Source organism: Streptomyces sp. MBT65 (assembly GCF_016612545.1).
GTDB lineage: Bacteria > Actinomycetota > Actinomycetes > Streptomycetales > Streptomycetaceae > Streptomyces.
On sequence record NZ_JAENRY010000471.1, the window covers coordinates 1 to 11,628 of the forward strand.

Consider the following 11,628-nt stretch of genomic DNA (forward strand, 5'->3'; position numbering starts at 1 on the left):
CCCCCGCCATGCGGGTCTTCCTGGTCCCCTCCGCCACCGAGGCTCCCCGCTTCGTGGACCTCCAACGAGACGTCACCGTAAGCGACTTGACCAGAGCCACCTCCGCCGGCCTCAACTCGGTCGAACACACCAAGCGCTACACGACGGCAGGCACCGCCAACGACCAGGGCAAGACCTCCGGCGTCCTGGCCAGCGGAGTGGTCGCCGAACTCCTCGGCGTCGACATCTCGGAGCTCGGCACCACAACATTCCGCCCGCCCTACACACCCGTCTCGTTCGCCACCCTCGCCGGCCGCGACCGGGGCGCGCTGCACGACCCGATCCGCACGACCGCCCTGCACGACTGGCACGTCATGCAGGGCGCCCTGTTCGAGAACGTCGGCCAGTGGAAGCGCCCTTGGTACTACCCGCGGGACGGCGAGGACATGGAGACCGCGGTCCTGCGCGAGTGCGCGGCGGCCCGCGAGGGCGTCGCGTTCATGGACGGTTCCACCCTCGGCAAGATCGACGTACAGGGCCCGGACGCGCCCGTCTTCCTCGACCGGCTCTACACCAACATGATGAGCAACCTGAAGGTCGGCATGATCCGCTACGGCGTCATGTGCCGCCCGGACGGCATGGTCTTCGACGACGGCACCGCCATCCGCCTCGCCCCGGACCGCTACCTGGTCACCACGACCACGGGCAACGCCGCCGCCGTACTCGACTGGATGGAGGAGTGGCACCAGACCGAGTGGCCCGAACTCCGCGTCCACTGCGCCTCGGTGACCGAACAGTGGGCCACCGTCGCCCTGGTCGGCCCCCGCTCCCGCGAGGTGCTCGGCGCACTCGCACCCCAACTGGCCGTCGGCAACGACGACTTCCCGTTCATGGCCTGGCGCGACACCACCGTCGCCGGCATCGAGGCCAGGGTGTGCCGGATCAGCTTCTCCGGCGAACTCGCCTACGAGATCAACGTGTCACCGTGGGAGGCCCTCGCCCTGTGGGAAGCGCTGTACGAGGCCGGTGCCCCCTTCGGCATCACCCCGTACGGCACCGAGACCATGCACGTCCTGCGCGCCGAGAAGGGCTACCCGATCATCGGCCAGGACACCGACGGCACGGTGACTCCCCAGGATCTCGGCATGAGTTGGGCGGTCTCGAAGAAGAAGCCCGACTTCATCGGCAAGCGCTCGTTCGCCCGCGCCGACGCCGTCCGCCCCGACCGCAAGCACCTCGTCGGCCTGCTCCCCGACGACCCGACCGCGTTCCTCCCCGAGGGCACCCAACTGATCGCCGACAGCGTGCTCCCGGCCCCGCCCGTCCCGATGCTCGGCCATGTCACCTCCAGCTACCGCAGCGCCGCCCTCGGCCGCACCTTCGCCCTCGCCCTCATCAAGGGCGGCCGCGACCGCATCGGCGAACGCCTCTACGCCCCCGTGGGCGACGAGTTGATCCCGGTCACCGTCACAAGCCCCGTCCTCTACGATCCCGAGGGAGCCCGCCGCGATGGCTGACACCGCCCTTTCCGTCCCGCGCCGCAGCCCCCTCGCGGGTGCCGCAGGCCGGCTCGCGGCCACGACCCGCTCCTCCGGCGGCGCGGTCCGGCTGGCCGAACTGCCCTTCCTGGCCCAGGTGAACGTCCGGCTCGACGCGAAGGGCGCGGCGGCGGACGCCGTAGGACTCGCGCTCGGTCTGTCTCTGCCACTGGAGCCCAACACGGTGGTGCGGGCAGGGGAGTTGACCGTGCTGTGGCTCGGTCCCGACGAGTGGCTCGTGGTGGGGCCGCCGGACACGCAGCGGGATGTGGAGGACCGGATCCGGGCCGCGAGCGGCGACGAGCACGTGGCCGTCACCGATGTGTCCGCCCAGCGGACGACCCTGCTCGTCTCGGGTGCCCGCGCGCGTGATCTCCTCGCCCACGGTTGCCCGTTGGACCTGCATCCGCGCGCCTTCGGCGCCGGACGCTGCGCCCAGACCACCCTGGCCCGCACCCAGGTCGTGCTGGTCGCCCGGGACGAAGTCGGCGCCGGATTCTGGGTGTTGGTCCGTTCGTCCTTCGCCGGGTATCTGACGGACTGGCTGCTGGACGCGGCGGCGGAATACGCCCGGGACGTCTGAACCGGTGTGATGCCGAAGGCCGTTCGCCCGGTGACGGGAGAACGGCCTTCGGTTTGTTCGGTCTGTCCGCGTGGCGTCAGACCGCCTGGCCGACCACCACCTCGTCGAGGTGCTTGGTCTTGGGGATCAGAAGAATGAGCGCCGCGCCCACGGTGACGCACGCGACGACCAGCCAGAGTCCGTTCGTGAAGCCGGCATCGAGGTAGAACTGGGTGCCCTTGAGGACGGCCCCGTGCTGCGCCATCACGACGAAGGCCACCTGGGAGACGATGATCTGAGCGACACCCATACCGAGGGTCTGGACGCCGTTGGCCAGCGCCTGCTCCTCGGGGGTCACCGCCTCGATGATCATGATGGGCACACTGGCCATGACGATGCCCGTGCCCAGCCCGGCGAACACGCCCATCCCGATGATCTGCGGGGCGCTGTGGTGCAGGTGGGTGCCGAGGCCGTAACCGAAGATCGCGAGCAGGGCACCGACGCCCAGCAGGATCCGCGAGTCCATCCGGCGGGCGAGCGCGCCGGTACCGACGGCCCCCACGATGATCATGGCGCTGATCGGGCTGGTGACGATGGCGTTGTGGGTCCCGGACCAGCCCAGGCCGTCGGAGATGGTGGGGATCTTCGGCATCAGGATCAGCAGCTGGATCACCACGCCGACGGCACTGAGCGCGCCGGCCGCGACGGATGTGGCCAGAAGCACGGTCCACACCGGACGACGCCGGGTCATGGACGGCGGGAACAGCGGTTCGGCGACCCGGCGTTCGACGAGCACGAAGGCGATCAACGCGACAGCCGACGCGACGACCCAGGTGATGAATCTGCCGCTGCTCCAGCCCCAGTGCGACCCCTCACCGACGGCGTAGACGAGCGCGGTGATGCCGCCGCCGAGGAGGATTCCGCCGGCCCAGTCCATGCGGCCGGCCGCCGCGCGGATCGGGCTCTCCGGCACGAAGGCGGCCACCAGGACGAAGCTCAGCGCGGTGCTGATGGCCATGAACCACAGCACGCCGCGGAAGCCGTAGTCGTCCAGGAGCCAGCCGGACAGGAAAGGCCCGCCGAAGGCGACGAGGCCGATGCCGCCGGCGAGGATTCCGCTGGCGAGGCCCACCCAACGGCGGGGGAACACGTCGCGGGTGATCGCGTAGGCGAGTGGGGCGGTTGCCGCGTAGATGCCCGCGATACCGCGCCCGATCAGCAGGGTGCGGTAGTCGGTGGCGACGGCGGCGACCAGGTCGCCGACGAAGCCGAGCCCGGTGGCGGCGAGCAGGACGCGCTTCTTGCCGAAGATCGCCGCGGCCTTGACGGCGAAAGGGAGGAAGAAGGTACCGGTCAGCAGGGTCATCAGGGTGAACCAGGCGATGTTCGTGGTCCGGAAGTGGATCGCGACATCTGCCTGCGCGATGCCGGACAACGCGGCGACCAGCGCGACCAGTTGGACGGTCCACACGAGGGCGACGATCACCAGCACATTGCGTGTGGTGGAGGGGGGTGTCTCGTCTTCTTGAGGGGGGCTGAGCTGGGTCTGGGAGGACATCGGCGGCCTTCCGTAAGTGAGCGGAGCGAAGGTCCAGAGAGCCGATAAATTAGACCTAACGGTCGGTACAATCAATGAGTTGCGCAAAAAGAAAGTTAACGTTGTGTCCGGCGTCGGCTCCGGGCCTGGTCAGCGGTATCGGGCCAAGTCTTCGACGAAATCGTCAACAATAGAGTCGACGCTATTGCCCGTGGACTACCTGAGAGCTACGTTCCTCGCCGTGCCTGCACGACCCCGGTCCGGCGAGCGAACGGAGTACTCAGCATGCCCAAGCTGTTCAGCAGGTGTCGGTGGAACTCGGTCACCTTCCTGGCCACCCTCGCGGCGGCCGTCGCGCTCGTGATCGGGGCAAGTCTGGTGCTGGCCGACAGTGCCGTCGGTGGTGCGCGGGCCGCCGACTCGGCCTCGGCGAAAGCCGTTTCGGCGAGCACCACGACCTCGGGCATCGCACCGGCCATGTCCTGCTCCGGCATCGCCCAACTCGACCTGGCCGCCGCCGTCCCCGGTGTGCCCTTCGAGATCTCCTCGGCCACCGAACTCGCGGCGAGCGCCAACACCCTTGGAAACTGGGCCGCTTGTGACGTCAAGGGCGTCATCGCCCCGCAACTGCACTTCGAGATCAAGCTGCCCGAGACCGGCTGGCAGGCCAACTACCTCCAGCTCGGCTGCGGCGGCCTGTGCGGCAACACCAACGTGACCAGCGCCCCCGCCTCGGCCGGCTGCGTCCCGCTGACCACCGGCGCCTTCGCGGTCGCCTCCAGCGACGAGGGCCACTACCAGGGCGGCGGCCTCTTCTCCACCGACCCGACCCTGCGCGCCGACTTCGGCTACAAGTCCGACCACGAACTGGTCCAGACGGCCAAGGAGATCATCAAGCAGTACTACGGCCAGGCCGCCACCCACTCCTACTTCGACGGCTGCTCCCAGGGCGGCCACCAGGCCCTCACCGAGGCCCAGCGCTACCCGACCGACTTCGACGGCATCGTCGCCGGCGCCCCGGCCAACAACTTCACGGCACTCAACACCTTCTCGCACGCCTGGACCGCCCAGTCCGTGTACCTCAATGGCGGCCCGGCGACGATCACCAACGCCGACCTCGCCGACCTCCACAAGGCCGTGCTCAAGGGCTGCGGCGCCCCCACCGACGGCATCATCGCCGACCCGCTCGCCTGCACCTGGGACCCCGGCACCATCCAGTGCAAGACAGGCCGGACCTCGACGTCCGACGCGTACTGCCTGACCGCCGACCAGGTCACCACCCTGCGCCGCGTCTACGCCGGACCCACCGACGAACACGGCCAACTGCTCTACCCGGGCTACCAGTTGCGCGGCTCCGAGCTGAACTGGGCCGGCATCATCACCCCGGCCACCGCCACCGCCAACTCCGGTGACATCAGCTTCGTCCGCGAGACCCTGCGCTACCAGATCTTCGACAGCCCGCAGCCGACTCTGACGTACAAGGACATCAGGTTCACGGCCGCCTACTACCGGAAGGTCATGCGGCTGGGCGAGGGCATGTACGACGCCACCGACCCCGACCTCACCGCGTTCAAGAAGGCCGACGGCAAGCTCATCCTCTGGCACGGGCTGGGAGACCAGCACATCCCGGCCGTAGGAACGATGGCCTACTACAAGGCAGTTGAGAAGGTCATGGGTGGCGAGGCGGCCACCGAGAGCTTCGCCCGGCTGTTCCTGCTCCCCGGCGTCGCGCACTGCGGCGGCGGCCAGGGCCCGGACACCTTCGACGCGCTGACCGCGATCACCGACTGGGTGACCAAGGGCGGCGCCCCGGCGAGCCTGACGACGAAGTCGGTCGACAGCGGTGGCAACACCACCGCCTCGCGTCCGGTCTACCCCTTCCCGTACTACGCCAAGAGCACGACCGACGCGAGCAGTTACACCCCCGTCAAGTCCACCGCCGAGGCCGGCCTCAAGCTGAACTGGCTCGGTTCCTTCCGCTCCGGTTACGAGACGGTCGGGAACTGGGTGGGCGGCAAGTGGGTCGTCACCAAGGGCAGGAACTGACGTACGGCGAAGGTGACCGGAGAGGCATCCATACCTTGCGGATCGTGCCGGGTGTCGGGTCCGTGCGGTCGGTCCGACTCTCCGGCACCATCGAGTCGTTGTGCACTCCCGTCACCCTGGAGCCGTCATGTCCCGATCGGAAGCCCGCGTCGTCACCGACCGACCGCAGCGCTACGCCAAGCAACTCGCCTCCCATCTGGGCCGCCGCAGCGAGACCAGTTGGGACGAGGAGACCGGGGAGGGGCGTCTCGTCTTCCAGGACGGCACAGGATCGCTGACCGCCGCCGAGGGGGCGTTGCTGCTCGCGGTGGAGGCGGAGCCCGAGTTCCTCGATCGACTGGAAGACGTGGTGGGCCGGCATCTGGTCCGCTTCGGCACCAAGGACGAGTTGATCGTCGAGTGGCGGCGCGACAACGGAGAGCCCGGCACCAGCCAGCGCAGCCCGGGCGACTCTGCCTGAGCCACGGCGGCCGTCCCGGTCAGGACACGCAACCCACGTGCGCCAGCGCCTGCTTGAGCAACACCCCGTGCCCGCCCGGCATTTCGCTCCGCAGCGCCTCCGAGGCGGCCTCCTCCGGGCTGAACCAGACGAGGTCGAGGGCGTCCTGGCGGGGCCGGCAGTCACCGGTCACCGGGACGACGTAGGCGAGGGACACCGCGTGCTGCCGGGGGTCGTGGTACGGGGTGACCCCGTGCGTCGGGAAGTACTCGGCGACGGTGAACGGCTGGAGCGAGGACGGGATCCGGGGCAGCGCGACCGGGCCGAGGTCCTTCTCCAGGTGGCGCAGCAGGGCGTCACGGACCCGCTCGTGGTGCAGCACACGGCCGGAGACGAGCGTGCGGTTCACCGTGCCGTCGGGGCCGATGCGCAGCAGCAGGCCGATGCTGGTCACTTCGCCGCTGTCGTCGACGCGGACGGGGACCGCCTCGACGTAGAGGATCGGCATGCGGGCGCGTGCCTGTTCGAGGTCGTCGGCGGACAGCCAACCGGGCGTGGTATCGGTCATGTCAGACATTGCTTGATCATACTTTCAGTGTCCGTCGGATAGCCGGTAGACCCGGCGGGCATTGTCGGCCCCCGCCCAGCGTGCCAGGCGCAGCGCGTCGGGCAGGCCCAGTTCGTCGGCGTCCACCCGGTCCTGGAGCAGATCCCCCAGACCGCGGCGGAACGCCAGCGCCCCGAGGCCGTAGAACTCCGCCAGACCATAGGCGTCGGAGCTGTACAGCAGTTTGCGGAACGGTGTGATCTCCAGCGCTTCCGCCAGCACCGCCCGCGCCCGGACCGGACCCACATGATGCAGGGTGAGCCCCACATCGAGGTACACCTGTTCGAAGACGGCCGCCAGGTAGCCGGCCTGACGCTGATACGGCCAGCAGTGCAGGAGCAGGACCGGGATCGTGCCGGCGGTCAGATGCAGCCAGTCCGTGAGGAGGGCGGGGTCCGTGCGGTGCAGGCGGATGTCGTTGTCGCCGAAGCCCGTGTGCAGTTGGAGGGGGAGGCCGAGGTCGACCGCGGTCCACAGCAACTCCCGTACGAGGACCGGGTGGTGGAGGCGTCCGCCCTCGGCCAGCCAGGCGCGGGCCGCCCCGGTCACCTCCGCCGCCGAGGGCCTGGCCGGGTCGAGATCGAAGCCCGTGCGGTACGCGGCCACCGACTTCACCGCCACCACCCCCGGCCGCCCCACCGCGTCAAGGGCGGCGGCCCGAAAAGCGTCGGCGTACCCGTCCGGCTCGACACCCCGCGCGGCCACGGACTCCGCGACGGTTTCGAGTCGTACGACCTCATGGGCCACGGCGCCCGCCGCCTCGGCGAGTCCGGCGGGCGAGGTGATGTCGTGCGGCGTGAATCCGGTGTCGACGCAGAAGACGCCGGTGCCCGCGGCGGCCAGGAAGCGCCGGTTCACCTCGCGCGGTCCCAACTCGGCGCGCCGGGCGAGGTATTCGGCGGCGGGCGCGTGGCGCTCCAGGTCCAACACGGGTGCGCAGTGACGGCGTACGGCGATCCCGACCGGGCTGTCGAACGGTGAGATACCGCTGCCGGGCCAGACGTCCCCCTCGGTGAGCAGCGACTCGAAGGCCGCCCGGTCGAGGTCGCCGGTGACGACGCCGTGGCAGTGGTGGTCCACCAACTCCAGTGCGGCGAGCGCCTCGTGGACCGGTCCGGTGCCCATCGTCAGTACTTCCAGCGGTAGGCCGCCGCGATCTGCTCGTCGTCGAGTTCGGCCACGGCCGCGCTCTCCCCTTGTCGTACGGCGATCACCGCGTCGGCGAGGACAGGGCCGAGCGCTGCCCGCAGCAGCTCGTCCTTGCGGAACTCCGCGACCGACTCGGCCAGGGAGGTCGGAAGTCGCCGTACACCACGGGCCGTTGCCTCCGTCGTGCCGAGGTGCGCGGGGTCGCCGGTGGTCTCCTCGGGCAGGGCGGCGGACGAGGTCAGGCCGTCGAGGCCGGCGGCGATCAGGCAGCCGAGGGCGAGATACGGGTTGGCGGCCAGGTCGACTGGCTTCACCTCCAGGTTCGCCGCCTGGGCGCGCTGTCCCGCCGTGCCGGTGACCACGCGTACCGCGGCCTCGCGGGTCTCGCGGCCCCAGGCGGTGAACACCCCTGCCCACTGGGAGGGTTGGAGACGGAAGTAGCTGGCCGGGCTGGGCGCGGTCACGGCGGTGAGCGCGGGGAGGTGGGCGAGGACACCGGCCGCGAACGACTCGGCGTCGGCCGTCATGCCGTAGCGGCGATCGCCCCCGGTGTGCAGGTTCGTACCGTCGCGCCAGGCGGAGAGATGGATGTGCCCGCCGTTGCCGACGCCCCGGGGGAGGACGGCCGGCGCGAACGAGGCACGCAGGCCGTGCCGTTGGGACACCGCGCGCACGGTCTGTCGTACCAGGACACTGCGGTCGGCCGCCGCGACCGGGTCGAGCGCGGCCACCGAGAGCTCGAACTGCCCGGCCGCGTACTCGGGATGGAACTGGTCCACCTCCACGCCCTGGGTCGCCAGGGCGGAGAGCAACTCGGTTCCGTAGTCGCTCAGTTCGACCTGTCGGATCGCACTGTAGGCCGGACCCGAGGTGGCGGGGACGAACGCGCCGTCGGGGGCCGTGGCCAGGCCGAGCGTCCACTCGATCTCGATGCCCGCCCGGAAGGCGATCCCGTGCAGCCGCTGCGCGTCGACGACCGTGCGACGCAGGAAGGTGCGGCTGCAGCCGGGGTGGCGCTCGCCCTCCTGGGTGACGCGGTCGACCGGGGCCCAGGCCCAGCCGGGCTGTGCGGACAGGACGGCCAGGTGGTCGAGGTCGGGGTAGAGCCGCAGATCGCCGTCCGGGGAACCGAGGACGTCGGTGGTGACGATGGAGTCGTTCGCCAGGAAGGTGTCGAACACCGGGGACATGCCGACACCCCAGGCCGCCGCCGAGGCGAGCTTCGCGGTCGGGACCGTCTTCACCCGGCCGACGCCCGCGGTGTCGACGTAGGCCAGGACGATCCCGTGCACACCCCGCCCCGTCAGCTCCGCGGCCAGCGCGGTGGCACGTTCGACCTCGCCGGGGCGGCCGCCGGGCAGGGGGTCGGCAAGGGTGGTCATACGTCCTCCACGGTCGCGTCCTCGAAGGTCGCGGCCACGGCGTTGTGGGGACAACGGCTGGGGCCGCGACGGTCGGCGTCTCCGTGTCAGGGTTTCACGGCCACCGCTCCGAACTGCGGTACCACGGCCGGGGAGTCGGAGTCCGGGCGCCACCGGGAGCACGGCACCAGGCCGGGTTCGACGAGGTCGAGGCCCTCGAGGAAGGCGGCGACGTCGGCTCGGCTGCGGGCGGTGATCGGGGGAGTGGCGTTCTCGTTCCAGAACGCCATCGCCGGGACATTGCCCTCGCCGCCGAGGTCGGCGTCGAAGGTGGGGTGGGTGAGGACCAGGAAACTCCCCGAGGGCACCGCGGCCATGACGTTGCGCACGACCTCCCGGGCCGCCTCGGTGTCGAGGATGAAGTTCAGGATGCCCAGCATCATCACCGCGATCGGACGGTCGAAGTCCAGTGTGTCGGCGGCCCGTCGGACGATCGACGCCGGGTCGTGCACGTCCGCGTCGATGTAGTCGGTGACGCCCTCGGGGGTGCTCGTCAGCAGGGTGCGTGCGTGGATCAGGACGAGGGGGTCGTTGTCGACGTACACGATGCGCGCGTCCGGTGCGACGCGCTGCGCGATCTCGTGGGTGTTGTCGACCGTCGGTAGCCCGGTCCCGATGTCGAGGAACTGCCGCACCCCGCGCTCGGCCGCGAGGAAGCGGACCGCGCGGCCGAGGAAGTCCCGGTCGGCGCGCGCCACTTCACGGATCACCGGGAACATCCCGGCGACGTGCTCACCGACCCGCTGGTCGATCTCGTAGTTGTCCTTGCCGCCGATCCAGTAGTTCCACACGCGCGCGTTGTGCGCCACACCGGTGTTGAGCCGGGTCGGTCCCTCTGCCGGGGTGTCGCTGTCACTCACGTGGTGGCTCCTTGTCGCCTTGGTTGCCGTCCCCACCATTGTGCCGCGAGGTGATCACCCGGCCCAAGTCTCCACGACGATCAGGTCACTTGATCTTCGGAGAGGCTCAACTGTCAGTCCACATCGCCGGGTTGGGCCGCCGGTGTGCGCCCGGCCAGGACGTCCTTCAGACGGGCGGTGCCCTGCTGCACGGCGGTCCTGGTCGTGTCCGCCTCCGTGCCGTCGAGACCACCGGACGTCACGGTGATCGCGTCGGTGCCGACCCGGACGACGGCCAACTCGACGGTGAGCGTGGTGGGTTCGCTGCCGCTCGTGCCCGTGACGGTGACCTGGAGACCCTGGCGGGCGTCACCCACGGAGGGCACCGGGTTCTCGATCACCTGGACCGTCCGGTGACCGCCCTTGGAGTCGGTCGCGGTGAACTGGTCGCACTTCACCGGCAGCGTCTTCAGCCAGTTCAGGGAGGTGCCGAGCCGGGCCCGGTCGTAGGCGGCGACCTGGTACAGCAGCCGGGAGTTGCTCTCCTCGAAGCCGGTCAGCGCGGACGAGCCGGAGGGCTTGCCGAGGAGATCGTCGTTGTAGAGCGCGTCGAGCAGTTTCTGGCAGTCGGCGGCGTTCGTCCTGGCGGTCAGGAAGTCGGCGACGTCGACCTTGCCGACGGTCAGCTTGTCGCCCCAGTCGGCGGCGTCCTTGACCTGCGTCCAGTTGTCCTCGAGCTCCGCCTCGGTGATCAGCGCGGTCTTCGCTCCGGCCGGGGTGAGGACGGCGGCGGACTTCTCGGCGCGGGGCGAGGCGGACCTCTCCGTACGGGGCGAGGCGAGCGTGGACTCGGCTGCGAGCGGCGAGGCGGCGACTTCCGAGGCGCTGTCGCCGCCCCCGTCACCGCCACTGCCGGAGCAGGCCGCGCAGGTCAGCAGCGCGCTCGCCGCCAGGACGGGGGCGAGGGCACGGACGGGGCGGGAGGACGGGCGACGGTGCATGGCGGGGCCTCCAGGAGGAGTGGCTGGTCCCCTCAGCGCACCATCGGGCCGCCCGACCCTCCAGCGCAGGGGGCCGTTCGGGTGAGTCACGGTGGGTGGGGTGCGCTTCCGCTCGGGTGGCCGGTACGTCAGCGGGTCCCGTCCTTGGGCGGGCCGGAGTGCCGGTGCGGCAGATGCAGACGGTGCTCGTGGTTCTTGTGCGGTGGCCGGGGTTCGTGTTCCGCGCGGCGCGCCCGGGCCGCGAGCCCGGCCTCCAGCACATGCACCGTGCGCCCGCCGCACTTGGGGCAGATCGCGTCGGCGAGGGGCGACCTGAGGGCCTTCCCCTCCTCGTCGACGTACTCCTGCGTGGTCAGTCCGGTGGCGTCGGTCGGATCGGTGAAGAACATCACCTGGAAGGTGGCCTCCCAGCAGTGGCCGCAGTCACCACAGGTGAACGCGAAGGTCTCCGGCACGGCTCGGGGTTCCGCGGTCATGGCAGATTCCTCCGTCTTGGGGGGTGGCTTGCGG

11 protein-coding genes are annotated in these 11,628 nt (G+C 70.4%); 4 read left to right on the forward strand and 7 right to left on the reverse strand.

What is annotated here, in order from left to right:
- Window positions 1-1,496: glycine cleavage T C-terminal barrel domain-containing protein (locus tag JHN63_RS48340; protein ID WP_307782168.1), on the forward strand; the 1,496-nt coding region annotated here is incomplete at its 5' end.
- A complete protein-coding gene (locus JHN63_RS48345) occupies window positions 1,489-2,100 on the forward strand; it encodes a sarcosine oxidase subunit gamma (RefSeq protein WP_200691497.1) in 612 nt (203 codons plus the stop codon). The genes JHN63_RS48340 and JHN63_RS48345, both read left to right, overlap by 8 nt.
- Window positions 2,101-2,176: 76 nt before the next feature.
- Here the strand turns inward: JHN63_RS48345 and JHN63_RS48350 are convergent, their stop codons facing one another.
- The gene (locus JHN63_RS48350; RefSeq protein ID WP_200691498.1) at window positions 2,177-3,637 is read right to left on the reverse strand and encodes an MFS transporter; all 1,461 of its coding nucleotides are present in this window, start codon (window positions 3,635-3,637) and stop codon (window positions 2,177-2,179) included.
- Between the two features lie 264 nt (window positions 3,638-3,901).
- Here JHN63_RS48350 and JHN63_RS48355 point away from each other — a divergent pair, with 264 nt between their 5' ends.
- Window positions 3,902-5,662 (forward strand): tannase/feruloyl esterase family alpha/beta hydrolase, encoded by a 1,761-nt coding sequence (locus JHN63_RS48355; RefSeq protein ID WP_200691499.1) that lies wholly within the window; start codon window positions 3,902-3,904, stop codon window positions 5,660-5,662.
- Window positions 5,663-5,789: 127 nt separating this feature from the next.
- On the forward strand, window positions 5,790-6,122 hold the full coding sequence (locus JHN63_RS48360) for a DUF2218 domain-containing protein (protein ID WP_200691500.1): 333 nt from the start codon (window positions 5,790-5,792) through the stop codon (window positions 6,120-6,122).
- Between the two features lie 19 nt (window positions 6,123-6,141).
- Here the strand turns inward: JHN63_RS48360 and JHN63_RS48365 are convergent, their stop codons facing one another.
- The 6 genes from JHN63_RS48365 to JHN63_RS48390 all read right to left on the reverse strand — a co-directional run.
- Window positions 6,142-6,669, reverse strand: a complete 528-nt coding sequence (locus JHN63_RS48365; protein WP_200691501.1) for an NUDIX hydrolase family protein — start codon at window positions 6,667-6,669, stop codon at window positions 6,142-6,144.
- 24 nt (window positions 6,670-6,693) lie between these two features.
- Window positions 6,694-7,833 carry an amidohydrolase family protein gene (locus JHN63_RS48370; protein ID WP_200691502.1) on the reverse strand — a complete coding sequence of 380 codons (1,140 nt, stop codon included), beginning with the start codon at window positions 7,831-7,833 and terminating at the stop codon, window positions 6,694-6,696.
- 2 nt (window positions 7,834-7,835) lie between these two features.
- The gene (locus JHN63_RS48375; protein WP_200691503.1) at window positions 7,836-9,239 is read right to left on the reverse strand and encodes a glutamine synthetase family protein; all 1,404 of its coding nucleotides are present in this window, start codon (window positions 9,237-9,239) and stop codon (window positions 7,836-7,838) included.
- A gap of 86 nt (window positions 9,240-9,325) precedes the next feature.
- Window positions 9,326-10,138, reverse strand: coding sequence for an SAM-dependent methyltransferase (locus JHN63_RS48380; RefSeq protein ID WP_200691504.1), 813 nt, complete (start codon window positions 10,136-10,138; stop codon window positions 9,326-9,328).
- A 113-nt stretch (window positions 10,139-10,251) separates the two neighbouring features.
- Window positions 10,252-11,118 carry a hypothetical protein gene (locus JHN63_RS48385; RefSeq protein ID WP_200691505.1) on the reverse strand — a complete coding sequence of 289 codons (867 nt, stop codon included), beginning with the start codon at window positions 11,116-11,118 and terminating at the stop codon, window positions 10,252-10,254.
- 128 nt (window positions 11,119-11,246) lie between these two features.
- Window positions 11,247-11,628 (reverse strand): hypothetical protein (locus JHN63_RS48390; protein ID WP_234478823.1); only part of this gene is annotated, 382 nt, incomplete at its 5' end.

Coding starts and splice junctions, on each gene's coding strand:
- JHN63_RS48360 (WP_200691500.1), top strand. CDS start 5,790: ATGTCCCGATCGGAAGCCCGCGTCGTCACCGACCGACCGCAGCGCTAC.
- JHN63_RS48345 (WP_200691497.1), top strand. CDS start 1,489: ATGGCTGACACCGCCCTTTCCGTCCCGCGCCGCAGCCCCCTCGCGGGT.
- JHN63_RS48370 (WP_200691502.1), bottom strand. CDS start 7,833: ATGGGCACCGGACCGGTCCACGAGGCGCTCGCCGCACTGGAGTTGGTG.
- JHN63_RS48350 (WP_200691498.1), bottom strand. CDS start 3,637: ATGTCCTCCCAGACCCAGCTCAGCCCCCCTCAAGAAGACGAGACACCC.
- JHN63_RS48355 (WP_200691499.1), top strand. CDS start 3,902: ATGCCCAAGCTGTTCAGCAGGTGTCGGTGGAACTCGGTCACCTTCCTG.
- JHN63_RS48365 (WP_200691501.1), bottom strand. CDS start 6,669: ATGACCGATACCACGCCCGGTTGGCTGTCCGCCGACGACCTCGAACAG.
- JHN63_RS48385 (WP_200691505.1), bottom strand. CDS start 11,118: ATGCACCGTCGCCCGTCCTCCCGCCCCGTCCGTGCCCTCGCCCCCGTC.
- JHN63_RS48375 (WP_200691503.1), bottom strand. CDS start 9,239: ATGACCACCCTTGCCGACCCCCTGCCCGGCGGCCGCCCCGGCGAGGTC.